The 26174-nt window shown below is 69.1% G+C and carries 22 protein-coding genes and 1 pseudogene; 15 read left to right on the top strand and 8 right to left on the bottom strand.

The window, feature by feature from the left end; genetic code table 11:
* The first annotated feature begins 212 nt into the window (after positions 1-212).
* From FHX75_RS06655 to FHX75_RS06640, 4 genes are all read left to right on the top strand, one after another.
* Positions 213-737, top strand: coding sequence for a hypothetical protein (locus tag FHX75_RS06655; protein ID WP_154937140.1), 525 nt, complete (start codon positions 213-215; stop codon positions 735-737).
* 171 nt (positions 738-908) lie between these two features.
* A complete protein-coding gene (locus FHX75_RS06650) occupies positions 909-1640 on the top strand; it encodes a carbon-nitrogen hydrolase family protein (protein ID WP_154937139.1) in 732 nt (243 codons plus the stop codon).
* Positions 1641-2110: 470 nt separating this feature from the next.
* Positions 2111-2881, top strand: a complete 771-nt coding sequence (locus FHX75_RS06645) for a hypothetical protein (RefSeq protein WP_154937138.1) — start codon at positions 2111-2113, stop codon at positions 2879-2881.
* A 138-nt stretch (positions 2882-3019) separates the two neighbouring features.
* Complete coding sequence (locus FHX75_RS06640) at positions 3020-3700, top strand: hypothetical protein (RefSeq protein WP_154937137.1); 681 nt, start codon at positions 3020-3022, stop codon at positions 3698-3700.
* 66 nt (positions 3701-3766) lie between these two features.
* Here FHX75_RS06640 and FHX75_RS06635 read toward each other — a convergent pair whose 3' ends face one another.
* From FHX75_RS06635 to FHX75_RS06605, 7 genes and pseudogenes are all read right to left on the bottom strand, one after another.
* Positions 3767-4414, bottom strand: coding sequence for a hypothetical protein (locus tag FHX75_RS06635; protein ID WP_246157732.1), 648 nt, complete (start codon positions 4412-4414; stop codon positions 3767-3769).
* 337 nt (positions 4415-4751) lie between these two features.
* Positions 4752-7181, bottom strand: coding sequence for a helicase HerA domain-containing protein (locus FHX75_RS06630; protein WP_246157730.1), 2430 nt, complete (start codon positions 7179-7181; stop codon positions 4752-4754).
* 929 nt (positions 7182-8110) lie between these two features.
* Positions 8111-8436 (bottom strand): annotated as a pseudogene (locus tag FHX75_RS06625) (hypothetical protein).
* 229 nt (positions 8437-8665) lie between these two features.
* Complete coding sequence (locus FHX75_RS06620; RefSeq protein ID WP_154937135.1) at positions 8666-10459, bottom strand: VirB4 family type IV secretion system protein; 1794 nt, start codon at positions 10457-10459, stop codon at positions 8666-8668.
* Entirely contained in the window at positions 10456-11376 is a 921-nt protein-coding gene (locus tag FHX75_RS06615; RefSeq protein ID WP_425463485.1) for a PrgI family protein, read from the bottom strand. The genes FHX75_RS06620 and FHX75_RS06615 overlap by 4 nt, the downstream gene beginning before the upstream one ends.
* 23 nt (positions 11377-11399) lie before the next feature.
* Complete coding sequence (locus tag FHX75_RS06610) at positions 11400-12320, bottom strand: TrbL/VirB6 family protein (RefSeq protein ID WP_154937133.1); 921 nt, start codon at positions 12318-12320, stop codon at positions 11400-11402.
* A gap of 2 nt (positions 12321-12322) precedes the next feature.
* The gene (locus FHX75_RS06605; RefSeq protein ID WP_154937132.1) at positions 12323-12706 is read right to left on the bottom strand and encodes a pilin; all 384 of its coding nucleotides are present in this window, start codon (positions 12704-12706) and stop codon (positions 12323-12325) included.
* 998 nt (positions 12707-13704) lie between these two features.
* On the opposite strand from FHX75_RS06605, the gene FHX75_RS06600 reads away from it, so the two are divergent.
* The 3 genes from FHX75_RS06600 to FHX75_RS06590 all read left to right on the top strand — a co-directional run bounded on the left by FHX75_RS06600 (position 13705) and on the right by FHX75_RS06590 (position 17948).
* Positions 13705-13926, top strand: coding sequence for a hypothetical protein (locus FHX75_RS06600; RefSeq protein ID WP_154937131.1), 222 nt, complete (start codon positions 13705-13707; stop codon positions 13924-13926).
* A 526-nt stretch (positions 13927-14452) separates the two neighbouring features.
* Positions 14453-17437 (top strand): tetratricopeptide repeat protein, encoded by a 2985-nt coding sequence (locus FHX75_RS06595; protein WP_154937130.1) that lies wholly within the window; start codon positions 14453-14455, stop codon positions 17435-17437.
* Positions 17427-17948 (top strand): hypothetical protein, encoded by a 522-nt coding sequence (locus FHX75_RS06590; protein ID WP_154937129.1) that lies wholly within the window; start codon positions 17427-17429, stop codon positions 17946-17948. The genes FHX75_RS06595 and FHX75_RS06590 overlap by 11 nt, the downstream gene beginning before the upstream one ends.
* Before the next feature lie 386 nt (positions 17949-18334).
* Here the strand turns inward: FHX75_RS06590 and FHX75_RS06585 are convergent, their stop codons facing one another.
* Positions 18335-19204: a hypothetical protein gene (locus tag FHX75_RS06585; RefSeq protein ID WP_154937128.1), complete on the bottom strand. Its 870-nt coding sequence runs from the start codon at positions 19202-19204 to the stop codon at positions 18335-18337.
* Positions 19205-19997: 793 nt separating this feature from the next.
* Here FHX75_RS06585 and FHX75_RS06580 point away from each other — a divergent pair.
* From FHX75_RS06580 to FHX75_RS06545, 8 genes are all read left to right on the top strand, one after another.
* Positions 19998-20894, top strand: coding sequence for a hypothetical protein (locus FHX75_RS06580; RefSeq protein ID WP_154937127.1), 897 nt, complete (start codon positions 19998-20000; stop codon positions 20892-20894).
* A 55-nt stretch (positions 20895-20949) separates the two neighbouring features.
* Entirely contained in the window at positions 20950-21912 is a 963-nt protein-coding gene (locus FHX75_RS06575) for a TRM11 family SAM-dependent methyltransferase (RefSeq protein ID WP_246157866.1), read from the top strand.
* The gene (locus FHX75_RS06570) at positions 21884-22447 is read left to right on the top strand and encodes a DNA cytosine methyltransferase (RefSeq protein WP_246157728.1); all 564 of its coding nucleotides are present in this window, start codon (positions 21884-21886) and stop codon (positions 22445-22447) included. Before FHX75_RS06575 ends, FHX75_RS06570 begins: the two co-directional genes overlap by 29 nt.
* Positions 22416-23093, top strand: a complete 678-nt coding sequence (locus FHX75_RS06565; protein WP_154937125.1) for a hypothetical protein — start codon at positions 22416-22418, stop codon at positions 23091-23093. The genes FHX75_RS06570 and FHX75_RS06565 overlap by 32 nt, the downstream gene beginning before the upstream one ends.
* A gap of 146 nt (positions 23094-23239) precedes the next feature.
* On the top strand, positions 23240-23578 hold the full coding sequence (locus FHX75_RS06560) for a helix-turn-helix domain-containing protein (protein WP_154937124.1): 339 nt from the start codon (positions 23240-23242) through the stop codon (positions 23576-23578).
* 4 nt (positions 23579-23582) lie between these two features.
* Entirely contained in the window at positions 23583-24719 is a 1137-nt protein-coding gene (locus FHX75_RS06555; RefSeq protein WP_154937123.1) for a tyrosine-type recombinase/integrase, read from the top strand.
* A 556-nt stretch (positions 24720-25275) separates the two neighbouring features.
* Positions 25276-25554: a hypothetical protein gene (locus tag FHX75_RS06550; protein ID WP_154937122.1), complete on the top strand. Its 279-nt coding sequence runs from the start codon at positions 25276-25278 to the stop codon at positions 25552-25554.
* Positions 25551-26171 carry a hypothetical protein gene (locus tag FHX75_RS06545; protein ID WP_154937121.1) on the top strand — a complete coding sequence of 207 codons (621 nt, stop codon included), beginning with the start codon at positions 25551-25553 and terminating at the stop codon, positions 26169-26171. The genes FHX75_RS06550 and FHX75_RS06545 overlap by 4 nt, the downstream gene beginning before the upstream one ends.
* Positions 26172-26174 lie beyond the last annotated feature (3 nt).

Below are 26174 nucleotides of genomic sequence, written 5' to 3'. Positions count from 1 at the left end.
GAAGGGCCGACGGAAGGGGTGAAGCAAGAGGCCATCGAGAAGGGCTGGCAGCTGCCGCAGTGGTTCTGACAGGTCGTGCAGCTTCGGGAGTTTGCCGGCGCCGCCATGACGGCCAGAACTGGCCCTACTAGCAAGTGGGAGCTACCTGCGCACCTGGTGATTGCCGTTACTGCCGGCCCACGCCGGCATCCACGATCAGTACGATCGCGCGGGTGAGCGAGAACCTGCACCCTGTCCGCCGGGTCAGCGTGGGCGACCTTAGCGCCGATATCGACGAGGAGCTTGCGCCGATTATCGAGGTCATCTGGCATCTGGGGCTGACGACGTGGAGCTGTTGCCAGAATGCGGGCGAGAGCAACGCCGACTGGCCGGAGCAATTGCCGCACATGGCCCCGGTCATCGCCGCGCAAGTGGGGTGGGCTTACATCGACTTTCCGATCGACGACGGCTTGGCGTTCCTGACTGCGCTCGCCCAAGCCGGCCCTCGCGACGCCTTCTACCTGCGGATGACGCACTGGGCAGCACCGGACTCATGGCACGTGTCCGCCCGGCCGATGGACCGGGCAACCTTCGACCAGTCGCGCGAGTCACAGTTCGAACTACGGCTCCTGTTGATCCGCTTTCCGAGCTGCGACCGCGAGGAGATGCTGCGTCGGCTGACCGCCTATGGGGCAGGCCGACTCACGCCGCCAGGGCCGATCGACCGGTCAAGCATGACTGCCAGACACTTAGCATGATCGCGCGCCTTCAGGCATCCGGACCCACGCCTGCTGTGCGTGGTTGACGAACAGTCCTGTGACCGCGCACGCGGTCTGCAGCAGATCCGCACCGGATCTTCGGGCCAGACCGGCCATTTTGTGATCTGATGCGCACCCAGCTCTCTCGCGGCTAACGGGTAGGTTGGCGCGGTGCGGATCGGTGCCTGCCAGACCCGGGAGATCCTCGGTGAGGTGGACGCGGCAGTGACGGTCGTCCAGGACTTCGCGGACCGGGCTGACGCGGCGGGGGTTGAACTGCTGCTGTTCCCGGAGTGCTTCCTGCAGGGCTATCTGGTCACGGGTCAGCATGTGCACCGCCACGCATTTGACGTGCGTTCGACGGAGTTCGCCGCGGTGTTGGCACGGCTGGCCGGCATCCGGCAGATGCTCGTGCTCGGCATGATCGAGCGGTGGCGGGGCCGGTACTACAACACGGCGCTGGTCGTCACGGGCGGTCGAGTGGTAGGCGAGTATCGCAAGACCTTCCTGACCGGCGGAGAGTCGGTGTTCACCGCGGGCGACACCTACCCGGTGTTCACCCACGAGGGTGTGCGATTCGGCATCAACATCTGCTACGACACGCAGTTCCCGGAAGCAGCGGCCGCGGTGGCGGCGGGTGGGGCGCAGGTGTTGCTGGTGCCGGCGCAGAACATGATGCGCCGCGAGAGGGCACTCTGGTGGCAGGCCCGGCACAACGAGATCCGCGCGCGACGGGTCCAGGAGACGGGCATGTGGCTGATCTCCGCCGACGTCACCGGCGAACGTGACGAGTCCCGGATCGGGCTGGGCCCGACCTGCGTCATTGACCCAGTCGGCCAAGTGGTGGCGCAAGTCCGCACGGGGACGACCGGAATGGCCACCATCGAGATCGACCCGCCGTAAGCCGCCCACCACCGACTTCGTTCCACTCGGCTCGCGGCACTTGAGGGCGCATCAATGGCTGGGCCGCCTCAGCCGTCCGGCTGGTAACACTTGCGCAACACCACAGTTTCTAGTCCACGCTCGACGCATGATGGTTGATGACTTTTCCGAGGTAAAGCGACGCATCCGGGACCACCAAGGCGAGAAGTTCTATACCCGGACCGGACTGCCTATGACCTACGCGGTCGATGGCGACCAGATCAAGGTCAGCCGGGCAAAGCCATGGTTGTCCATGGACGGAGCGAGGCGAATCTGGGCCATGGGCCCTGAAGCCACCCTTACTGACGTTGACCAGCGGATCACCGGACGTGCGTACCTATTCGCCATCCTCCGCGACCCTCGGATCCGGTCCGTTGGGTAACGTGGGCTCATAGCGTGCCGGCCTACGCGCAACGCGGCAATAGCGGATGTTGTCGATCCGATCGCGGCGGGTGATCCTCATCTGGATCGCCGGCTTGGCGTCCGCGGGCGCCGCCCATGTCAGGATCTCGCGTGTGCATACCCATGACTGGCTGAACACGGCGGATCGCTTCGCTCCCGGTCGTGAGCTGTTCCGGTCACGCCGCATGTTCCGGTTGTGGGCGCAGACGGTCAGCCATGGCCAACTCCTGCTGCGCTCGCCGCGGTCGTCTGACCATCCAACCCGCGTCGACGTGCTGTTCAAGCCGGTGTCAGCGCAGAAGGTCCGCTGGAGCTACGACGGGTTGGTGATCCGCTGTCCCAGCAGCGAGGAGCGGGAACGCATTCAGCAGCAGATGCCCGGTGGCTTGCTAGGCGTGGATGACCGGGTGTTCGCGCTGGAAACGGCGGACTCGCTGGATTGGGTCGTGGCGATGGCTGTCGGGTGGCACGAGGATGACGACCCCGGCGACATCAGCCGTTTCGTCTGGCTTGACCAAGGCCGCAAGCCGGTGGTGCAGCGGCCGTTGGATGGAGTCGACGGCGGCCTCAGTCGCGGCCTCGCCTCCTTGGAGGAGGTCCTCGCCGCGGTGCGGGCGGGCCACCGGCCAACGGACATCGCGGACCCGCAGCACGCCTACCTGCACGTCGTCATGGTCAGGATCAGTTGGCCTGGTCAGAGTGGCACCGTTGCGCCGGTTGGGGCGTTCCTCACCCGGCAGGCCGCCGACGCCTACCTAGCATCGCGGCATCCAGTCGAGGGTGCCGAGTTCTACGTGGAGGCCGTGCCGCTCAGCTTCTAGCCCGCCTCGCAGCTTGATCTGTGATCCAGCGGCAGTTGCCTGGCGATCGAACGCTCAGCGGCAAATGAGGATGGTCGGGCAGGACGGCAGCGGGGGAAAACCAAATGGTGGGCGGTCCGCGTCGGGCATGATGCGGCCGTGAACCACGACAGCGACCGCGCACCTCTCGGCGTTGATAACCCGGCATCTGCTCAGTTCGAGGAGCGGGTGTGGTCATGGGTGAGGTCCCGGGAAGAACAGGAAGAACGGGTGCGGCACGCCCGCATGCTTGTCGGTCTCCGGCTGGCAGCGGTGCGCTACTTCGACATCGACTACTTCCGCGAGGAGATCGCGGCGAACCAGGCCGGCCCACGGGAGATCACGGACGACGCGGAGTGGCGCGATCCGATCTGGAGCTGCCCTGGGTTCGACTCCGCCGACTACGGCATCGAGTTGGAGATGCTGGGTGGCCGGGTGTTCTCGGTGACGTGGGATCCACCGGGTATGCGTGAGGGCATTGGGATGCGCGAGGTGCCTCTGCGCGGTACGGGAGTGAGCGTCGACGCCGACGTCGCCGTCTGGGACGTCAGTCAGCGCAGCGAATGGCGGCGCTTCATCGGAGCGGAGGTCACCGATGTCGGGTTGCACTACCTGCCGTGGGAGGACGGCCACCTCAGCGGATTCTGGTGTCCTCGGATCAGCCTGCTGTTCGGCATCGCCCACGTTGAGCTGTTGCTGGGGGAAGGCGGACCGGAGGGACAGCTGCGCCCGTCGGCCGACAACGTTGCGGTGCTGTTCGACCCGGTTGAGCTTCCGGCGTGGGAGCAGTCGGCGCCCTGACCGGAGATGATCCGCTGACAACCCCAGTGCCCTCATCGCGGCTAGAACAGTGAGCCGCTAGAACGCCTACGGCAGGAATTCGCGGAAGTGCTCGGCCACCAGACTCGCCACGGCTTGAGCGGCACGGGATCCGTCGACCTCAATGACGCGAATGTTCAGCCGCCTAGCGTTGCGGACTGCGTCTTCGGCGATCAATCGGTCGCGCGCGATCCGGTTTTGCTGGGCGAGTTGGGGGTCGCTGACGTTGCGTTGGAGGGCGCCGGCGCGTGGTAGCTGACGGAGCTGGTACTGCCGAAACTCCTCCGTGGGCACCATGACGACCATGCGCTGCGTCGAGGACGTGAGGGGCGCGACGAGTTCCGGACGCAGTCCCCACCCGTCGACGATGATCGGGTGCGGCGACACGAGGGCGCGGAGGTCGTCCTGGACGTACTCAAAGCGCTCAACGAAGATCTTGAGGGCCTGGTCGACGGCCTGCTCGACTGTCGATCGGATCCTCATGCTTTCCGCGTCGGGCTCGGTGGGGGTCTCACCGCGGCGTAGTTGCCGGGCTGTCCGGCGGTCCTGATGGCCTCGGGCGTCGTGGTAGTCGTAGTGGTAGTGGGTAAGGCCGTACTGCTCGGCGAGGATCCCCGCGACAGTGGATTTGCCGGCCCACTGGCCACCTCCGATCCAGAGGGCACGTTGCAGGGTCGTGAAAGGGTCCCATTGCATGGTGAAAGCGTGAACCGGGCGTCAGTCAAGATCAAGTCTTGTTCTTCCTGACCAATACTGATTATCTATCTGTAGGCGACGAGAACACTCCGTTGGCTGCTACTGACGTCAGTTGGTGGAACTCACTCAACTCGGCAGATCCGGTCGTTGCCACCAGTCAAGGTCGACGCCCTGTCCGCGGCAGATCAGCGCACCCGGCGTCCGCCGCCGCTGGCGACCGAGCTGCCGACCGTTGTGACTGTGCGTTATGGAGATGGGCGTTGGCTCGACTTGCGGTTGGGTCACCTTAGCCGTTCGGGTTTGGTGGTCTGAAGTTGTTAGACCGATCCCCGCCCTGTCAGGGCTTGCCTGTGTCCCGTTTCGGCCGGGTCTTGCGGACGTCCTCTGGGTTGGTGGAGTAGCGGTCGACGAGCTTGTCGATGGCGCTGACGTCCTGCTGTTGAACAGCTGCTGCGGCCTGGTGACGGATGGCGGTTGCTTCGCCAGCGACGGGTCGGGGTGGGCGTGTCTTGAGGGTGAAGGCGGGAGTCTGTCGGCCGTTGACGACAAGCCGTGCGGCGGCGGTGTAGGCGTCGAGGTGGGTCAGGTCGTGCTCGTCGAGTTCGGGCAGGGTGTGACGGGCCAGGACGCGGGCGTCTTCGGGCGCGCATGAGAAGTAGATTTTGTTGCGGGCGTTGGCGGAGACGGCGGCGAGTAGGTCTTTCGGGAACTGGGCTAGGTCTTGGTGGGAGAGGACTAGTGACAGTCTGTACTTGCGGGCTTCGGCGAGCATCGTGTCGAGGCTGTTGGCGAGGGTGAGGAAGTTCTGCGCCTCGTCGATGATCAGCGTGGCGTCGCGGCGCTCGTCGGGGGCGATTCTGGCGCGGGCGGTGGCGGCCTGCCACACCTGCGCCAGGACGAGGGAGCCGAGCAGTTTGCTGGTGTCCTCGCCGAGTTGGCCCTTGGGGATGCGCACGAGCAGTGCTCCGCCGTCGAGGACCTTGCCCATGTCGAAGCTGGAGCGCGGGTAGCGCATGGTGCGTTTGACGAAGTCTCGTAGCAGGAACGCGCGCAGCCGGGCGAGGACGGGTCCGATGACCTGGGAGCGCAGGGCGGGGTTGAGCTCGTCGTACCACTGCCAGAAGCCGGACAGGCCGGCCGGGTCGTCGAGGTCGACGGTCATGGCCGAGCGGAACTGTTTGCTGTTGAGCAGGGGTGGGATGTGTTGCAGGGTGACGTTGGCGTGCCGCAGCAGGGTCAGGCAGGCCACCCGCATCACGTCGTCCATGCGGGGTCCCCACGCTTTGGAGAAGATGTTCCCGAAGATCGATACGAGGTTGTCCACGACGAGGTCGGGGTCGTCGCCGGACAGGGGGTTGAGGGTGGGCGGGTTGGGCTGGTCGGGGTCGAACAGCACCACCCGATCGGCGACGGAGGCGGGTAGCCGGTCCAGGATGTCCAGGACCAGGTCGCCGTGGGGGTCGATGACCACGGTGCCGCGGCCGGCGGTGATGTCGTCGACGGCCATGTTGACCAGCAGTGTGGTTTTCCCGCTGCCGGTAGAGCCGACGACGTGCAGGTGGTAGCGGGCGTCGGGGACCAGCAGGGCGACGCCGTGGCCGCCGACCTGCGCGTCGCCGATCATCTTCGTGCCGCGCCCGCCCGTGGGCACGGCGATCGGGGCGGGCATGGACTTGGCCCGTGCCCGGTCGAGGCCCGGCACGGCCAGGTCTCGGGGGAGGGCGGCGAGGGCGGCGAGTTCCGGGGTGGAGGTGAGGAACCCGGCGCCGAGGCGGCGCTGGGCGAGGACGGCGGCGGGTTGGGGCATGCGGGTGCGGTGAGTGAGGCGGTTGCGGCCGGAGTAGACCGCGAAGGATGAGGCGATGGTGTCGGCGATGCCGCGCAGCCGAGGCTGCTGGTCGGTGCTCGCGCGCTGGGTGTCCTTGCCGATGGCGTAGCGCACGGCGGTCTCCCACAGCGGGTGGGCGGTCTTGTCGAGGATGGCTCGCACGTCGCGTTCCACTGCTGGGTCCCGCCGCTGGCCTGCGGCGGCGGGTCGGGCGGGGCTGGAGGTGTGGCCGGGCAGGAACAGCTCGACGAGCCAGAGCAGGGGCTCGGCAGGGTTGATGGTGGGGATGGCGGTCTTGCCGTCGCGCAGCCTGGCGGCGGCCCGCCGGGCGCGCGACACGCGGCGGGGTGCGGCGGGGCGGGCGAGGACCTGCACGCAGGCGTACTCGTCGGCCCGCAGTTGGGAGCCGGCGGACATCAGCGCCCGCAGCGGGTCGTTGTCGTGGTCGGTGTGCAACGGCAGCCATTCGGCGGCGGTGGGCAGCAGGTGCCCGCCCACCGCCGCCGGCACGTCCACGGGCATTGGCGGTGGGGGTGTTTCGTCGGTGGTGCAGGCAGCGCCCGGCCAGGCGGCGCGGACGGCGGCCTCGACGGCGCCGGGCGGGACGGTGCCGGGCACCCACACGGAGATGAGCAGTCGCCGCCCGGTCCAGGTGTACTGCCACACCACGTGGGGGCTGCCGTAGAGCCAGCGGCGGCGCCGGGACGGGGTGAGGATTCCGGTCAGGTTCGCCCACAGGGCTTGTGCGCTGTGCGGATCCACCTCTGGCGGCGGAGCGATCGTCACCATGCGGGCGCCGTCGGCGTGCCGGCGGTGCCGCCACAGGGCGAGCAGGCTGCGGCCGGACACGTAGGCGACCAGCGCGCCGGCGGCCACGGCGAGCAGCCAGGGCCGCTGCGCGGCCCATCCCGCGCCGTCGATGACGTAACGGGTGGGCACAATCGGGGGTACCACGACAGCGGCGCCCGGCTCCGAAGGGCCGGGCGCTGGTACAGGCAACGTGGGTATGGGCAGGCACGATGAGTTCAACTTTTCTTCCTTTTGTCATCGAGACGTGCTGGCTGAGATGGGATCGACCGGAGGGCGCCCCTGCGTGGCGTCGAACCCGGCCTGCGACCATGCCGGCCTCCTCAGCGAGTTCTCGCTGCGGCCAGGTTGCTCACCGGTCGGCTGAGGGGCGGCTTCCGCCTCCGGTTGCTGGCATGCTGGCAGCCGTGCATGAGACGGTTCGATTGGCCGGGTCCATCGCCGCCCACGGCATCTGGAGCGTCTCCGACGGTGAGACATTGGTGCCGCTGTTCGGGTATGAACAGGCCGACGGCAGTCGAGGCATGGACCGCTTCGTCCTCGAGGACGGCACCGTTTACGCGCGAGCTGCCGAGGAGCGGTTGCAAGGGAACCAGCACGGGTCCGCGGCGTCTGCGCAGCACGCGAACGCCCCGGCACCGTACTTGCCGTCGTCAACGGTCGGTCATGGCCGCGTAAAGCGACAGGGGCGGGACCAGACCTCCGGGGGTCGGGGAGGGATTCGGTTGTCCCGCCCCTGTCCCCTTTGGACGCTCGCACCCGCATCCGCCGTATCTGCGCCGGCGGCCCGTGTGCCGTTACATTGGGGCGCGTTGGTCCTGGGCCGGCCGGGTCATGACGCGTAGTGCGTCCTGTGGTGCAGCTCGGTGTAGGTAGTCCCGTCGCATCTGGCGCCGCGTCCGCCGGCAGTGCCGGCAGGCCCATGGCAGCAGCCAGATCCTGCCGCAGCTCCAGCAGGGCCAGCGGGAGGTGGGTGCCATGACCTGCACCGTAGCTCTGTAATGTGAAGGCCACGATAAGTCACCCTGGTGGCGGCGGCAGGGGCGTTGGATCTGCTGGCCCTAATTTTTCCTGTCGTCGTCGTACCGGGTGCCCTGGGATTCCAACCGGGCCCGCACCTCGGCCTCGTGCGCGTTGGCCACAAGCATGTCGGCGCCGGCCGCCTTCAGCAGCTCCGCTGTCGGGCCGCTGATGTTGTGCGGGTCGGCCATCGCCACGCCGGCCTGTATGCCGAGCAGCCGCGGGTTGGTGGTCACCGCGCGAACCGCGGCGACGGCCTGGTCCCGGGGCGCATCCCGGTGGTGCCGTGCCCGTACCGGCCGGCGACCCCGGTCAGCTCGGCCATCATGATCCGCTGCCGTTGCCGCAGCCCAGGCACATGCACCATCCGACGACCGTACCCAGGGACGCGCACCATGCGCTCCTGATGCCCACGGTAGACCATCGTCTGGACGGCGGCGATGAGGCCGAAATACAGGACGACCGGGATCGCCACGAACACCGCGTGAAGCGGTTGGTGCTTGTCGCCGAACCGGGTGGTGTACGCCTCGGCCGTCAGCAGGATCAGCGGGATGAGCACGACGGCCGAGATCCAGATGAACGTGAAGAGCTGGGCGTCATAAATCGTTCTCCTCGTCGTCGAGGGCGGCCAGGTCAGCCGGGCGGGTGGTGCAGAGCTGGTGCTCGGTGTCGGAGGCGATGGCCTCGAAGCTGGTCCGGTTGGTGCCGGAGATCAGCAGACCGGTGCCGACGCGGGCCGCGAGCAGGAGCCGCCGTTCGCCGGCGGTGAGGCCGAACGCGTCGCCGATGGCGTCGATGGCCTGCGGGGCCTGCTTGAGCAGCACCTGGGTGGCGGCGTTCGCGACGACGGCCTGGCCGAGGTCGGTGCCGAGCACGTCGGCGACGTCCTGGGTGATGACGGTCAGGCCGGCGTGGCGCTTGCGGGCGGCTTTGGACATGCGGAACAGGAACCGGGCTCCTTCGCCGTCGCGCATGAGCAGCCACGCCTCGTCCACCACCACGAGGCGGCGGGCGGGCAGCCGGCTGGGGGCGTCGACCTGCCGCCAGATCGCGTCGAGGGCGATCAGGGTGCCGACGCCGCGCAGCTCGTCGGGAAGGTGCCGCAGCGACCACACCACGAGGTGCCCGTCGGGGCGGATGGTGCTCGGCCCGTCGAACAGGTCCGAGAACGACCCGTGCACCCACGGGGCGAGGCGGGCGGCGAGCTGCCGAGCGGCGGGGTCGGTGTCTGCGTGCAGCCGGTCGGCGAGGTCGCGCAGGAGCGGGGCGGGCCGGTGGTGGGTGGCGGGGTCGGCGGTGATGCCCGCCGCCCGGTAGACGGCCAGGATCGCCCGGTCCAGGGCGGCCCGCTCCGCCGGGGGCGGCTGCTGGCCGAGCAGCACCGCGATGAGGGTGTGCAGGAACAGGCCTCGGCGGGTGAGTACGTCGGGGCGGGTGTCCCCGGCGGGCAGGTCGAAGGGGTTGACCTTCACCCCGGCCACGCCGAGGCGGACCACGGTCCCGCCGACGGCGTCGGCGAGGCGCGGGTATTCGTCTTCGGGGTCGATGACGGCGACCTGCACCTGCTGGTAGAGGTTGCGCAGGATCTCCAGCTTCACGAAGTAGCTCTTGCCGGCACCCGAGCGGGCCAGGACCACGCAGTTGTGGTTCTCCTGCGCCCAGCGGTCCCACCAGACGATGCCGCCGGAGTCCGGGTTGACGCCGTAGAGGATGCCGCCCTCGGCGGGCGGGTCGCCGGGCAGCGGCGCGGGCAGGTCCGCCGACGCGAGGGGGAACGCGGCGGCGAGGGCTTGGGTGTCCATGGTGCGGCGCATCTGCAGTAGGTCCGTGGCCAGGGGCAGGGTGGTGGTCCAGCCGGCGAGGTGCCGCCAGGTGGCCGGCTGCACCTCGATCAGCGTCGACGCGGCGGCGGCTTTCACCTGCGCGCACGCGTCGCGCAGTTCGTCTTCGGTGCGGGCGTGCACGGTCAGGTACAGGCCGACGCGGAACAGCTTCGCCACGCCGCGGGCGAGTCGGTGGGCGAGGTCGGCGGCGTCGTCGGCGGCGGCGTCCACGTAGGGGTCGGACAGCTTGCCGGCCTCGGCGTCAGCTCGGCGCGAGGACTCGAAGCGGGCGCGCTGGTGGCGCAACCGGGACGCGGCGACCGGGGCGGGCAGCGGTTCGATGTGTAATGCCAGGTCGAGGCGGCCCGGCCAGGACAGCAGGGGCTCCAGCCAGGCCGGGCCGACCTCGGCGGGGTAGCCGGTGACGACGAGGGTCGCGGCGTAGCCGTCGCCGACGCGCAGCATCCGCGGGGTCACCTCGACCGAGGCGGGAGCGACGGTGGCCGCCAGCGTAGAGGGCTGGCGGCCACCGCTGGTGGGCGTGCGGGAACGGGTGCGGGCTTTCATCGGGGGCGCTTCTTTCTGTCGGTGTGGATGTCCGGCCCGGTGATGACGGTGTCGGGCGCGGCGAGACCCCCGGGTCGAGGCGGGCGGTAGGGGTCGGCGGCGGCGGCGATCGCCGCCGTCACCGCCGCCCCGTCGAGAGCCCGGGTGCTCACGCCGAGCCCGGACAGGGCGCGGACGGTGTCGTCGGCGCGGCGGCGCGCGGCGTGCTCGCCCCGCTCGCCCGCGCCGGTGCGGGTGACGATGAGGACCTGCCGGCGCAGCGGATCCCTGCCGGTGGCGAGGTCGTCGAGGAAACGGGCGTGGTCGGCTGCCGCGTCGGCCAGCGCCGGGTGCGCCCAGGCGTCCGCCGCGGTGGCGAGGGTGCGGGCGGCCGAGTGCAGGTCCACCGGCTGCGCGGACACGACGATCTGCGTGGGCGTGGACAGGCTGTTGAGCCAGCGGCCGAAGGTGTCGACCAGGGCGGCCTGCTCGTCGGGAGTGCGCAGGGCCAGGTTGACGTTGGTGGCGGCGACCATCGCCGCTCGCGTTGCGCCGAGGCGGATCTCCCCGCCGTCGTCGATGGCGTCGGCGGGCAGTTTCAGCGGCGCCGGCAGCATCACCGGCGTCTTCGGTGCCTGGACCCAGTCGGGGGTTTTCGACGTTGTGTCGGTGGTCGACAGCGCCCGAGGTGCCCGCCAGTGGCGGACGGCGGCGAGCAGCCACACGTCCAGGGACAGCCCGTCCCGGCGGCCGACCGCGACACCGAAGACCAGCCCGCCGACGACGACGGCGGCGCCGACGAGCACCGGCACCGGCACGACGGTGTGCAGGCTCTGCCAGGCGCCGTAGAAGACGACGGCGGCGACGGCGAGGATCGCCAGCTGCCGGAAGGTCAGCCCGTAGGCCACCTTGTCGGGGGCGTCCACGTCGGCGGGCATCCGCGTCCGACCGGTGTGCTCGTTCATCGGCCCACCGCCCGAAGGCCCCGGCCGAGGCCAGGAACCGCGCGGGTGACCTGCTGCACCAGGATCACCCGCACCGCGGCGCCGACGATGTTCGCACCACCGCCGCCGCTAGGCGTCGAGACGAAGCGGCGCATCAGGGCAGGCACCCGCAGGGTGGTCCACAGCATGACCATCACCACGAACAGGTTGATCACCCCGCCCGGGTCGACCGGCAGGCCGAGCACGGGCAGCAAATTGTCGGGGTCGGTGAGCATCCACTGCCCGGCGTACAGGGTGAAACCCTGCACCACCGGCACCGCCAGGACGCCGGCATACGACTTCCACCACAGGCGGGCGACCGGGTCGGTCTGCGGCAGCGCGTGACACGCCAGCGCCAGAGGGGCGAAGGCGGTCAGGACGAGCACGACGGCGAAGCGGACGATCACGCTGAACGCGGTGCCGGCCAGCAGCACGGCGATGATCGCCACGCAGATCACGAACAGCAGCACCGCGGTCTCGTCCTGCCCGGCGGCGATGTGCGTCTTGATCGCCCGCAGCGCGCCGTCGCTGTCACCCTCGCCGGTGGTGAGCGCGGCGGTGAGGGCGTTGGCGAGGTCGATGAGCATGCCGCACCACAGCTGGGAGAAGTGCGCGGCGACGAACCCCACGATCAGGCGCGGGAGAAGGTCTTTGATCGTGTAGCGGGATCGTTCGTCGCCGCCGGCGGTCATGGTGAGCACCCCGGCGGCGACGAAGGCCAGGACGAATACGGTGTCCACGACGAGCACCGAACGGCCGGTCAGGGCCTGCACCTGCGGCAGGGCGGTGACGTTCGGGGTGATCAGCAGCGCGCTGCTGATCACCCCGATCAGCGCGTCCAGGGCCGCGAGGATCGCCGCCGCCAGCCAGTCCAGGATCTGGTCCAGCAGGAAGCCCATGGTCAGCCCCCAACGATGCCCTGAACGACCTGCAACAGGACAGGCGCGAGGACGGCCAGGCCGTAGCCGACCAGGGCGTTGCGCAGCGCGCCCTTGGCCTTGTCGACCTGCGCGGGGTCACCCCCGGCGGTCGCCCAGTAAACGCCGGCCAGGACGAGGAACAGGGTGGCCAGCGCGGCGAGGATGCCGACCAGCCACACCCGCAGGTTGTTGATCACCACTGGCAGCGAGTTCGCCGCCAGCACGGCAACGCCAGAGTCGGCGTGAGCGGCGGTGGGCACCGACAGCAACAGCAGCACCGCGCCGGTGACCGCGGCGACGCGGCCGACCGGGCGGGCGGTACGGGAGCGGGTGAGGGCACGAAGACGTGCCGGAGTGTGGGACATGGGCGGTTTCACCTCCGGCCCCACCCCATGCCAGGGGTGGGGCGTCGAAACGGCGGTCAGGGGCCGCCGCCGGGCGCGAGAGGCAGGGACGTCATCGAGCCGCGACAGGTCCTCGGGAGGAGCACGTCCTCCCTGTCGGGTGTGGCGGGTATCGGTGAGGTGTCAGCGCACCAAGACGGCGCGGCACCCGAGGCGCCCGGCTCGCGCAGCCCCAACCTCGGGGCCCGGCGGCGGGCGAAACCCCCACGAGCGCCTCGTGCGGCGCCGCGGGAAAAGTTCCGCACCCTCAAACCGGCGTTTGTCAGCTCTGCCGGACACCCCTGGACCTGACACGGGTCTGGCAACGCCGCCGCACATCTCAAAAGACCAGCCCAGACGCCACCGCAGCACGGACGCGTCGCGCTGCTGACAGCCTGGGCCGCCGACTGTCAGTTCTGACGAACCGGCGGTGGCGTCCCATGCCAGACCTCGGCAAGGTCTTCAGGCTCTGACAACCCTTGACATCCGGGCCACCGGAGAGTGCGCCCGACGGCTGGGTAGGCATGCGTCGGATCACCGGGTCCCGCGCCGCATCCGCGATCTGGCTCGGCCGTACCGCCTCCCACAGCTCAACCCGGCCGCGGCCCAATCCGGCGGCTGCCTCGCAGCGTCGCAAGCTTCGCGGCAGCGGGATGAGATGACTGTCGGCGTACGGCTCATCCTGCCCAACCGGGTACGGCCGAACGTGCACAGGTCTGAAGCGACGCTCAACGATTGACTAAGGCGGTCCGGCACCTGTGCGATCGATCCGGCCATCGCCTTTTGCGGCGAACACTGTCCGAGCCAGGCCGAGATCGTGATTACTGAATGCAACTTACCTTGCACTGAAGTGGCTGCGAATCGCGGCAGAAGCGGACACTACAGGGGGGCAGGATAAGATCGACCGGTGCTGGATCGGGGTTCGCGAGGCGACACCGGTCACCTACATGGGGCGGCGGATGCTACCGAAGGGGCTATCCATGGCCATTGGTAGCGAGCAACGCCGTCGAGAACGCAAGCCCCGCGTCGAGGAGCTGTTCGCCAGCCAGCAGGTCGAAGCCGCGCTCGACCTATTGCACCTGATGGATATGGCGTGGCACGACTGCTACGGCCCGCGGGAACTGGAGGTGCCGCCTGCCGTGCTTGACGATGTTCTGCTGCTGGCAGATGGTGATCTCGCGGTCTTGATAAATGGCTCGTGAGGCCGTTATTGACTTCCGTGATGTCCGGATCGCCGCTGACGCGAAACGCGCGAAGAGCAAGTAGCGGTCTGCGACGCGGTCCGATCGAGGAAGTTGGGCTTTGTCCATCGGCGCATCTGCCCAAAGTGGGCGTCACATTCGATCAGCCGTCAGCTGCACGGTCTGCGGCATGTGCGGATGCCGGTAACGACATGATCCGGGAGATCGATCGCTGGGAGGCCGGCTGCGAATTGTCCCGCACCCGGTACTTCCCCATGCTTGCCGGGTGGCCGATCTTGATTTCTTCGTCGACATCGTGGTCGGGTGGTGCTGTGGTGGGCGTGGGCCCTGACAGGCTCCGGACGAGCGCCCGTAAACTCAGGGCGGCTATCGACGGTCACGACGACGCTCACACCTGCAGCGGTCTGGCCCCGCCCGGTCGGCGAAGTGACAGATGCATTGACATCTTGGGGCAGTAGGTCATGCTCGCGTACACGATGGAGAAGAACAGGGGCATGTCCCGGCGTCCAGAACGTGGGAGGGCGCGATGACGCGCTTTTCCGACAATGCGTCTGCAGGGGGCCGTTCCATAGCTGCCCATGCGATCAGCGGCGTCGTCTTCACCGGCGACCTGAGTTCTGTTGTATCCTCACGGCAGTTACCTCTTCCCGCGCCGGCCGATGTGGAGATCCCGTACGGTCTGAGCAATCTCCCGCAGTCGGCAGCCCGACTCTTTGTCGGTCGTTACGACGCCATGCGAGAGCTCACCGACGCCCTGCGCGGAGAGCCGGGGTCCACGGTCGCCATTCATTCCGTTCGAGGCCTCGACGGGGTCGGCAAGAGCGAGCTGGCGCTGCAGTACGCGCTCAGGTCACAGGACCGCTACCGCGTCACGTGGTGGATTTCGGCGAGATCCGCCGAAAGCGTCGAATTAGGGCTTGCGACGCTGGCACAACACCTCACCCTAGGATCGGTTAGCGGCCGAGCGACCAGTGAGGCTGCTGGCTGGGCAGTCGCCTGGCTGCGGTCACACGGTGGGTGGCTGCTGATCCTCGACGATGTGCAGCATCCAGAGGACATCGGATTGCTCCAAGGCTTGCTGAGCTCTAGCGGTGATCTCTTGATTACCTCGCGACGTGGTGACCTCGGCGTTGCCGATCGCACGCTGGAACTGGACGTGCTGCGGCCAGTGGATTCCAGGGACTTGCTGCGACATTCGGCCGACCAATCTGGCTCCGACGACGTAGATGAGTTGGCGGCGGCGCTGGGTCATCTTCCGCTGGCGTTGAACCAGGCGGCGGCGTACCTGGCCGGCACGGGAGTCTCCGTCGCGGCCTATCTGCGGCAGTTGCGCTCGCTCCCGTTGCGGGTTGAGGCCGGACCAGCGGCCTTCACGCCGGCTCTGTCGATCACGCTGGACACCGTCCGGTCGCAGGAACCCTTCGCTCTGGAAGTCCTTGGGCTGCTTGCCTGCCTCGCTCCCGAGAATCTGCCCCGGCTCGTCGTCTATGGGTACGGTGACGACCTCGACCGGGTCGATCGAGCATTGGATGTGCTCGCGTTCTTCTCGCTGCTGACCATCGACGCCGAGTTCGTCCGAGTGCATCCGGCCGTCCATGCCGTCATCAGGGACCTGGTACGCGAGGGCGCAATGTTCCCCGCGTCCTGGAACGAATGGGTAACACAAGCCGTGCGCCTGCTGCGGCGCATCGTGCCGTTCGGAGATCCCCGGGAAGAGCTCGCGTCCTGGCAACGGTGGAAGCAACTGATTCCCCACGTTGTCGCTGTCACTGATAGCTGGCCGCCGAATGCCGGCATCACCTCAGACTTAAGCGTTCTGCTCAGACGAGCCGCCCTGTTTGCGGCGACGCAGGGCTGGTACCGACAGGCCACCGCCCTCGCCCGCAAGTCGCTGAAGACGATCGCAACGGATGCCGAGGTGGCGGACGACGTCGCCGATCTCGCCTCCTACCTGCGGTCGCTGGGTCGTCACGATGAGCTTGCGGAGTTGCTACGCAAGACACCGAGCGTTTCCGTGGACCCGCCTGTTCAGGATCGCACGGATGTATTGGCGTCCTCTGTCCCTATAGGCGAGCCCGACCATGTATTCGGCCGGTCCGACGTCGCTGCCGAACTGAGTGACCGCGCCGACACGCTCCAAGAACTCGGCCACAACGATGAAGTGCTGTCGCTTCGGCAACGTGCCCTGGCCATCACCGAGGAGATCCTTGGATTTGACCACCCCGATGTCGCCAAGCGGCTCAGCGCGCTGGGGGCCACACTGCGAGAACTCGGCCGCGCCAGCGATGCACTCCCGCTGCTGCAACGGGCGCTGGTCATCACGGAGATGGCTTTCGGACCCGACCACCCACAGGTGGCGGCGCGACTGAATGATCTTGCGTCCGCCTTGACCGACCTGGGCCGGGTCGCGGAGGCCTTACCGCTACAGCAAAGGGCGCTGGTCATCGCCGAAGAGGCGTTCACCGACGACCACCCCGCCATCGCGGACGCCCTCGCCAATATCGCGGCCATCCTCACCGACCTCGGACGCCCCGCCGAGGCCATCCCGCTACAAAGCCGCGCCGTCGCGATCCTCGAAGGGGCGCTCGGCCCGACTCACCCGGACCTCGCGGCCGCTCTCAACAACCTCGCCACCGTGCTCCGAGCGACCGGTCGCATCGACGAGGCTCTGCCCCTGCAGCAGCGGGCACTGGCGCTCACGGCCGGAGCGCTTGGGCCCGATCATCCGCAGGTGGCCAGTCGACTCAGCAACCTGGCCTCCTCCCTGCGCGCCCTCGGCCGAATCGATGAAGCGATCTCTCTGCAGGAGCGGGCACTGGCGATCACGGAGCGGACCCTCGGTGCCGACCATCCCGACATGGCAGTACGCCTCGGCAACCTGGCCATCATGCTGCTCGATGCTGGTCAGGTTGAGAAGTCGCTGGCGTACCAGCAGCGGGCACTCGACATCACTGAACGCGCGCTGGGTCCAGACCATCCCGGTGTAGCGACGCGACTCGGCGGGCTCTCGGCCGCCTTGGCCGCGCAGGGCCGACATGCCGAGGCGCTGAGGCCCTTACGGCGAGCCCTAGGCATCATCGAGTCTTCGCTAGGCCCGGATCACCCAGAGGTCGCCGTCGCTCTGACCGACCTCGCCGGGACGCTCAACGCCTTGGGTCGCGACGTGGAAGCCACGCCGCTGCAACAGCGGGCATTGGAGATCGCTGAGGCGCAGCTCGGGCCGAACCATCCCTACGTCGCTACCCTCTCGGAGAACCTGGCGACGACCTTGATCCACTGTGGGCGGCTTGACGAGGGTCTCAGGTTGCGGCAACGAGTGCTGGCAATAACGGAGGCGACGCTCGGACCCAATCATTTGGAGGTCGCCCTGGCCCTGCACCGGCTCGGTATGACGCTGTCCGCGCTCGGCCGGCTCGAAGAGGGGATGGCCGCTGACGCGCGCGCGAACGGTATTCTGGAGCGGGGCGAGGCACGGCACGCCGGCGGCTCGGGAGCCCGCGGTGACGGATGACCCGAGCAACGAACTATTCCGCCTCTTCATGCGGCAGTTGGATCTCGCTGAGATCGCTATCCGGACGTGGCCGCAGAGCGCGGACGGGGGCATTCAGTCGGAGTTTCACCACCGCCTGATGCAGGTTCTCAACATTGAGCAGTTGAGGGTCACGGCCTCATCAATCAACCTACAGAGCGCACAGGAGGTCACCGTGGAGGGCGACAGCTTCAGCCACATCGGCTCGGGGGCCACAATCGTCAACCGCAGCACGCTGACGAATTCGCTAAATTCGGTCAAGGAATCGGCGGGCGAGGACGTCGCGGCGGCTCTGGCTGAGCTGGCCGACCTGGTCGAGAAGTCCGGCAACGCCGACGCGACCGACAACTTCAACGCGTTGTCCGCGGAGCTAGAGCGCCCAGAGCCGAAGAAGAGCTTACTCAAGAGCTTTTGGAACGGCATCACGTCGGCGCTGGGGCCAATCACCCAGCTGGTCGAGATTGGGGACAAGCTTTCCAAGGTGTTCGTCTAGCAGAATCCGTTGACAGTTGACGATCTTAGCCTGGAGCTCATCTGGCAGGCGAGAGCGGCCGCTGCTGGATCAGCGATGGTCTGTGACGAGCACGCTCATCGGCAAAAGCGGATGCATCGCCATGCCGATGGCGCATCTGCTTCGTCACGGAACGTCACGACGGCCACCGACACCGACACTACCCATGGGTCCCGCTGAAGCACGCTGGTCGGCTCGGGGGGCGGTTAGAGGTGGAGATTTCTCGCTCTCATCTTAACGTCCGTCTACACGACGCTGTGCATGTTCGTCTGTACCTGGCTGGGCACGTTGGCTCGTACCCCAACAATGACAGCAGTGGCGGGGTCCGACCGTCATGGTCGGACCCCGCCTTACGGATGTCATGCAGGTCAGGCAGCGGCGGCTGCCGGGGACGCCGTCCGCCTGAGCCGGGTGGTGACGCGGCCGGTGCGGGTCCGGATGCGGTGCACAGACTGGTTCTGCAGGTACTCGCGGGTCTTGGGGGACACGACGCTGGTGAGCAGTCCCTTGGCCAGGGCGTCGGCGAGGCGTTCGTCGATGCCGTTCATCCGCTTGCGTAGCGCGTCGACGGTGATGCCCAGACGCGCGGCGATGGGCTCGATCGCCCGCTGCCCGAGCCGCAGGTCGATGTAGGGGTCCAGGTCGGTGTGCTCGAGTAGGCCGAGGCGGGCGGCGCGGCGAACGAGCAGGTCGGGGTGGCCGTAGGGGACGTGCGGGATGCGGGGGCCGGTGAGGTGCTCCACGTGCTCCACCGGCACCGCGCTGCCCGTGCGGCGCAGCAGTTCGTGTCCGGCCCGCCAGCCGGCCATGCACAGCGCCGCGTGCGGGGCGGGCTTGGCCAGATCGACGCGGTCGCGCAGAGCGGTGAGGAACCCGGTGAGGATCTCCGCGTCGAGGTCGGCGGCGTCACCGGACCAACCGGCGTGCAGTCGGCCGGCGTGGCGGCGCAGCGCGGGCATCGCCATCGCCACCGCCGCGATGACCCAGGACGGTCCGTCCAGGCGGGCGCGGCGGACCAGATCCCGCCACACCGCGTCACGCGCGGTGTAGGCGCGGGGATGGCGCAGCAGCCAATCCCGCAGCGCCGGGAGTGTCATGACCCCGCCCGGCAAGCCGGTGTCAGGGCCGAGGGTGTCCAGGTCGAGTGTCATCGGGTCGGGGCCGGTGGTCAGCGCCGCGAAAGCGGCGTCGACGGCGTCCAGCGGCGAGTCGGGCCAGTCCGGGTTGGACACGGTCATGTCCACACACTCCCTGTAGAAGAAGGTCGTCGATGACGCGCCGAGGTGGTGCCACCCCCGGCGCGGAAGACATCGATTGCGCCACGGCGACCTCGCAGACCTCTGACAGCCCAGGCCAACGCCCCGATGACACCGTGTCCGCCCGCCCACGTGCCGACCTGGCAGACACCGGCGGCCACCGGCACCGACTCTGACAGCGGGCTAACAAACTGGCCTTGACCTGCGCGTTGACACCACCCAGTCCGGTGGTGACACCAGCCGCGCCGGCGGATCTGACAGCTGGCCGCGTCCGTCAGAGGGGTCTGAAGTGGTATGACAACCCCGCCGTGACGCCACGGCGGTGTCTGACAAGCCTGCCGCTGTCAGACGCCGCCAACCTGACGGCGGCACCGGTGTCTGTCACGGCGGCACTTCCGGCGGCGGACCGCGATCTGACAGTGGCACCGCCGGATGACACGACGTCGCGGCGCTGTCATCGACAACACTGCGTGACCGCGCCAGACCTGACACGCAGGCCCTGGCGCGACGCCGCGCCGGTCTGACAGCGCGGTCCACGCACCAATGTCATCGGCATCCGTCGTTGCGCCGGGCAGGGGATGCCCGTCACCTTCCGTCACAATGAGCGGCGACGACGGCCCCGGGGCCGGTCTGACCGCATCGCAGCGCCTGCGGGCGGGGCCGGCACGGTGGTGCTGTCAGACCTCTGTCAGGCCGGGGGGTGTCCGCCAGAGCTGACAAGTGCCGGTTTGAGGGGTGTCAGCGCATCACGGCGCGGCGTGGAGCCCACATCCAGATGAGCGAGCACACGCCGCAGCACCACCCCGACCCTGCCCAGCCCGTGGACCCGCACGACGTCGACCCGACCCTGATTGACCTTGTCGCCGGCGACCCGCCCGTGCCGGTCACCGTGTGGCGCACCGCCCGCGGCCCGGCCGACGCCGGCCGCACCATCGGCGCCCGACTGGCCTACCGGCTCGTCGCCGCCTACAGCCGCCCCGGCGAGGCCGTCGTCGACCTCACCGGCGACCACGCCCTGACCGCCGTCTGCGCGGCCGGCGCACGTCGGCACCACCCGGGCTGGTTCACCGACGCGTCCAGCCTGATCATCGGGCCGGCCACCCCACCGTCCCGCCCGGACCCGGCCGCCCTGCCCGACGACAGCAGGGGCGACCTGCCGGACATGCGCACGTGGTTCGGCGACGATCTCACCGACCCCGACCTGCCCGCAGACGAGGCCACCACCTATCCCGGTCGCACGTCGCTGGCGGAGGCGACCAGTCTGGTCGTGGCCTGCTGGCCCCTGGACGCGGCCGACGCGACCAACCGGGTCCGGCTGGCGTGGCTGCTGACCGCGTGCGCGCGCCTGCTGCGCCCCGGCGGCTGCCTCGTCCTCGTCGTCACCGTGCCGGCCAGCATGGTCGGGCCGGAGGACTTCACCCCGGTGGCCACCGCCGCCGCAGCTGCCGGCCTGGGCTACCTGCAGCACATCGTCGCCGTCGCCGCCGACACCGACGGCGACGCCTTCGTCTACCACGTCACCGCCGAGGAACTGCTCGCCCTCGCTCAGCAGACCGGCGAGCAGCAGTGGTCGGTGGCACACCTGCGGGTACACGCCGACCTGCTCGTGTTCAGCCAGCAGCCCGACCAGCCGCGGCGCCCGCGGCGGCAGGAAGGCGGCAACCGTGACTGAGCACGAGCACGTCCACCCGGAGCAGAACCCGTGCCACCCCAGCCCGCCCGGATGCCTGCGTTCCCATCGAACCGAGCCGGATCCCGACGGGCTGTCGGTGTGGGCGACCGCCCAACGCACCGGCCCGGTGCAGCGCCGCGGCCGGTACGTGGCCGAGTCGGTCAAGCACCCCGCCCGGATGCTCCCGGCCATCGCCGCGCACGCCGTGCACGCCTACACCCAGCCCGGGGACCTGGTCCTCGACCCGATGTGCGGGATCGGCACCACCCTCGTCGAGGCCGTCCACGCCGGCCGCGACGCCATCGGAGTGGAATACGAGTCCCGCTGGTCCGACATCGCGGACGCCAACATCACCCACGCCCACAGCCAGGGCGCTACCGGCCGCGCCTCGGTGATCCGCGGGGACGCCACCCGCATCCGGTCCCTGCTGCCCGCCGCACTCACCGGGCAGGTCACCCTCGTGGTCACCTCACCGCCGTACGGGCCAACCGTGCACGGCCTCGTCCGGCCAGGCGCGGACGGGGTGACGAAGTACGACAACGCCTACAACGACGGCACCGACCGCGGGAACCTCGCCTACCGGGACCTCACCGGGCTCACCGACGGCTTCGAACAGATCCTCACCGGCTGCGGGACCCTGCTGCGCCCCGGCGGCACCGTCGTGGTCACCGCCAGGCCGTGGCGCAAGAACGGCCAGCTTGTCGACCTGCCCTCCGCCGTGATCGCCGCCGGCACCCGCGCCGGCCTGATCCCCACCGAGCGGTGCGTCGCCCTCCTCGCGGCCGTCCGCGACGGGCACCTCGTCGCGCGCCCGTCGTTCTTCCAACTCCAAGCCGTGCGCAAGGCCCGCACCGCAGGCATCCCTTTGCACTTGATCACCCACGAAGACGTGCTCATCTTCCGACGACCGGCAACCTCCGTGAGTTCCGGCGAGCTGACGGGTGCCCCAGGCGAAACCAGAGGCCAGAGGGGCTCGTCCGGCCGAGCCGTTGCCAAGGATCCGGGGGAGGGAGGTTGAATACCGCCCCACCGGGCTGCTCATCGGATCCCTGTGCACCGGCTACGGCGGCCTCGACCTGGCCGCCGAGCTGGTGCTCAGCGGCCGGCTCGCGTGGTACGCCGAAACCGACCGACACGCCCGCACCGTCTGCGAACACCACTGGCCGCACGTACCCAACCTCGGCGACATCCGCACCATCCACTGGAAAACCGTCGCGCCCGTCGACGTCCTCACCGCGGGGTTCCCCTGCCAGGACATCTCCAACGCCGGCAAACGCGCCGGCATCACCGGACCCCACTCCAGCGTCTGGCACCACATCACCGCAGCCCATCGCCTACTTCGACCACCGCTCGTGTTCGTGGAGAACGTCGCCGCCCTGCGCCGGCGCGGACTCGACGTCGTCCACGCCGACCTGGCCGCGCTCGGGTACGACACGAGCTCGCAATGCCTACGCGCCTCCGACATCGGCGCACCCCACCAACGCGACCGACTGTTCCTCCTCGCCACCCACGGGGGAGAGGGTGCGAACACTGCCCACGCCGTGCGCCCGTGACGGCAAAGGCCCCGGCCACCAGCACGGCCTGCCCGACCTCATCGAACCCACCGGCACCCGCCACCACCTCCTGCCCACACCCCGGGCCACCGACACCGGCACACCAGGCCGCCGCCCCGGCAACGGCTTCCGCCCGCCGCTGTCCCACGTCCTCCTGCCCACCCCCAGAGCCAGCGACGGACAGAAAGGCTGCCCCGGACAACGCGGCTCCCACGGTGACCTCACCCTGCCGTCGGCCGCCGTCCGCCTCCCGCAGCGCCTCCTCCCCACGCCTCAGGCCTCCGATTCCCACGGATCCGGCCGCCACGGCGACGGCGGCACCGACCTGCGCACCACCATCACCGAACTGACCCCCCACCGCCTCGGCGTCGCCGACGAAACCCGATGGGGGATCTACGCCACCGCCATCGCCCGCTGGGAACTCCTGACCGGCCGGCCCGTACCCGCCCCTACCCAACCCGGTCAGCACGGCAAACCGGTGCTCGCACCGCCGTTCGTGGAGTGGCTCATGGGCCTACCCGACCGGTGGGTCACCGACCCCACGCTCGGCCTGCCCCGCACCGCCGCGCTGCGCGTCCTCGGCAACGGCGTCGTCCCCGCCCAAGCGGCGGCCGCCCTGCGCCTCCTGCTCCGCTACCACACCTAACCCCTGCTGGCCCGCGGTGGCTCGTCGCGGGCCCAGCCACACGCTGGCCGCGGCGAGCCACCCCACACCCGCGCCTCGACCGAGAAACCGACAACACCCCCGGGAGCCCACCGTTGCCTGCCAACTCGCCCCGAGCCCGACGCCAGATGCCGCCCGCCACCCCGGCGCCCAACCACCGAGCCGCCCATTACGACGACCCGGACCCTCGCCTGTACACCCCCGCCGAGGCCGCCGCGCTGCTGCGCGTCTCGGAATCCTGGCTTCGCCGCCGCGCCGGCCGCCGCCAAATCCCCTGCACCTTCCTCGGCAAACACCTGCGCTTCTCCGCCGCCGACCTCGCCGCCATCATCGCCGCCGCCGCAGAACCGGCCACCGGGCGCCGCCCCAACCGGCGACGCCGGCGACCGCCGACCACCACCGACTTGCCCCGCGCCGAAAGTCACGCGTCCATCACCGACGCATCGCACCCGCACCGAACGGAGTAACCCCATGGCCTGGGTGGAAAAACGCGGCACCACGTTCCGCGTCCGCCTCCGCATGCCCGACGGCACCGTCACCACCGACTCGGTCCACGACGTGCGCGCCGACGCCGTCATCCGCGCCAAAGAAATCGACGTCGAAGTCGCCCGCGACACCTTCATCGACCCCCGCGGCGGACGCATCCCCCTCGCAGAGTGGGTGCCCATCTGGGAGTCAACCCACCAGGCGTCTCCCGCCACCTGGGCCGCCTACCGCAGCCACCTGCGGCTGCACATCCTGCCCACCCTCGGCTCGCTGCCCCTGGTCGACATTCGTCGCCAGCACATCAAGACCCTCGCCGTCGTCCTCGGCAAACGCCTGTCACCTCGGTCCGTCACCGACGTGATCATGGTCCTGTCGATGATCCTGCAAGAAGCGGTCGAAGACCGACGGCTTCCCTTCAACCCCTGCCGAGGAATCCGCATCCCGAAAGGCATCCGCGCCGAACGCCCTCACGCCACCGCCGAACAGGTCGCCGCCATCGTCGCCCGCCAAGCCCGACCATCCGACGGCCTGATGATCCTCACCGCCGCCTACACCGGCATGCGCTGGGGCGAGATCGCCGGCCTGCACCGAGACAACGTCGACCTCACCCTCGGCAGCATCTACGTCCACCCCGACGTCGGCGCCCTGCACGAAGTGGAAGGCAAGCTCTACCTCGGCCCACCCAAGACCAACGACTCCGTCCGCCACATCCGGCTACCCCGCTTCCTCACCAACCTCCTCGCCACCCACCTCGCCGAACACCCCCACAACACCGTCTTCCCCGGCGCCCGCGGCTACCACCAACGCCGCTCCAACTTCAACCGCCGCGCCTGGACCCCAGCCGTCGCGGGCGATTCCAAGCAAGGTATCCCGCCGATCCTGCCCGGCATGCACTTCCACGACCTCCGCCACACCCACAAGACATGGCTCATCGAAGACGGCATCCCCGAAATCGCACAAGCCCGCCGCCTCGGACACCGCCTCGCCGGCGTAAGAGGCATCTACAGCCACGTCACCGAACCAATGATCACCAACCTGGTCGATGCGCTACAGCGCCGTTGGGAAACCACCCACCCCAAAAGCCCCGACACGACCGTCCGCTGGCTGCGCCTAGTCGCCTGAAGGTCAGCGAGGTCGAAGGCGGAGCCAGCGGACGCGCGCTCCATCCGCCGCGCCTGTTGCACGGCTGGTGGCGCCCGGGCGGCCCGTTACCATGATCGGCCTGTCATGCACGCCGAGGACGTGTCAGTCGGGGCTGCCTCACCGGCTCGAACTGCCCGCCCCCAGTCGCCGGCGGGCGCCACGGCCACTGCCACCTACTACAGCCCCGCCGGCGCTGGAGCCGACTTCGCGCCCGCGCAATGCGGCTCCTGTCACCGCTTCCTGGAGGCTGACCCCCTCGCCGTCGGCCAGGGCCCGGAACCAGTACATCTGACGTCGCCGTCGAAGGTCGCGGTCGTACAGCTGCTCGTGACTGCCTATCCAGGCGGTTCGACACCTTGCTGCATTCCGTCCCGGCGATTCGATCTCAAACACGCACGGTCGGCGGCAGGTGAGAACGCATGGACCGTGAGGCTGAGCAGCTAGCAGACCACCGTACGCGCGGTGATTCCCCTACCGATCCAACCGTCTGCGTACGGCTTGCTCAGCGTTGCGCGAAGGTGGTACCTGGTGTGACATGCAGGAAAATATCGAATGGGCGGAAGTAACCGACTCATCTTGGAAGGCCGAGTTTTCCCGGGAGGAGGACGACCTCCTGATTCGGTTCATCGGTCGCTGTCCACGCTGCGAGCACCTGACGTCGACCGATGTGCCGAAGCTGATACCTGGCACGCCAGCCCTGCGCGGCGATATCGAGGAGTTCACGATGTTCTGCGCGTGCGGCCATCCGCACCCGAACCGCCCTGACGGCGACAACAGTTGTGGCGCCTACTGGTTGTTCGAGGCCGAGCTGTGAGTACGTCGCCTCGGCTGCAGCGCCGCCTCAGTATCGATGACAAGCGGTGGGCGCAGCGGGCAAACAACCTGCAGTTCCAGGAGCTGGAGCACGTACGGGCGACGGCGCAGCAGTGGCGCGTCGGTTTGGGTGCACTGACGACACTGCTCTCGGTCAGCTCGGTGATCGCTGCGCCGAACTTGGCCGACCAACTGACCAGCGGCTGGCGCCTGCTCGTCGGCGCGCTGGCCTTCGCCGGCCTACTGGTCCTGCTGTATGGCACCTCGGAGGCGATGCGGGGTGCGTTCGGCCTGCCCGACTCCGCGACGGCCATGACTGGGGAACGGCTGCGCGCGTGGGAGTCCGCGCAAGCGCGGGCTGGCGTGCGCGCCCTGCGGAAGGCGCGCGCAGGCTGCCTGTGCGGCATCTTGCTGCTGATCGTGGCAGCGGTCGCCGGATTCGCGGCGGCGTCCGCCGCCGGCGGCCAGCTCGTCGAAGTGCAGTCCTCGTCGGCGACCTATTGTGGACGCCTTCGCGATGGCACCGCCGAAACGGTCACGGTGGTGGCCCGGAACGGGTCAGTGCACACCGTCGCGTTGGCCGACCTCATCGCAATCAAGCCGGCCTCAGCGTGCTGAGAG

Source organism: Micromonospora palomenae (genome assembly GCF_007829925.1).
In the GTDB taxonomy this organism is placed as follows: domain Bacteria; phylum Actinomycetota; class Actinomycetes; order Mycobacteriales; family Micromonosporaceae; genus Micromonospora; species Micromonospora purpureochromogenes.
This window is presented reverse-complemented; position numbering and strand designations above follow the sequence as displayed.

Bases quoted from the DNA above. Each gene is read 5' to 3' on its own strand.
- FHX75_RS06635 (WP_246157732.1), bottom strand. From the start codon at position 4,414: ATGCAATGGGACCCTTTCACGACCCTGCAACGTGCCCTCTGGATCGGA.
- FHX75_RS06620 (WP_154937135.1), bottom strand. From the start codon at position 10,459: ATGAAAGCCCGCACCCGTTCCCGCACGCCCACCAGCGGTGGCCGCCAG.
- FHX75_RS06615 (WP_425463485.1), bottom strand. From the start codon at position 11,376: ATGCCCGCCGACGTGGACGCCCCCGACAAGGTGGCCTACGGGCTGACC.
- FHX75_RS06610 (WP_154937133.1), bottom strand. From the start codon at position 12,320: ATGGGCTTCCTGCTGGACCAGATCCTGGACTGGCTGGCGGCGGCGATC.
- FHX75_RS06605 (WP_154937132.1), bottom strand. From the start codon at position 12,706: ATGTCCCACACTCCGGCACGTCTTCGTGCCCTCACCCGCTCCCGTACC.
- FHX75_RS06600 (WP_154937131.1), top strand. From the start codon at position 13,705: ATGGCCATTGGTAGCGAGCAACGCCGTCGAGAACGCAAGCCCCGCGTC.
- FHX75_RS06595 (WP_154937130.1), top strand. From the start codon at position 14,453: ATGACGCGCTTTTCCGACAATGCGTCTGCAGGGGGCCGTTCCATAGCT.
- FHX75_RS06585 (WP_154937128.1), bottom strand. From the start codon at position 19,204: ATGACCGTGTCCAACCCGGACTGGCCCGACTCGCCGCTGGACGCCGTC.
- FHX75_RS06580 (WP_154937127.1), top strand. From the start codon at position 19,998: ATGAGCGAGCACACGCCGCAGCACCACCCCGACCCTGCCCAGCCCGTG.
- FHX75_RS06560 (WP_154937124.1), top strand. From the start codon at position 23,240: ATGCCGCCCGCCACCCCGGCGCCCAACCACCGAGCCGCCCATTACGAC.
- FHX75_RS06555 (WP_154937123.1), top strand. From the start codon at position 23,583: ATGGCCTGGGTGGAAAAACGCGGCACCACGTTCCGCGTCCGCCTCCGC.
- FHX75_RS06550 (WP_154937122.1), top strand. From the start codon at position 25,276: ATGCAGGAAAATATCGAATGGGCGGAAGTAACCGACTCATCTTGGAAG.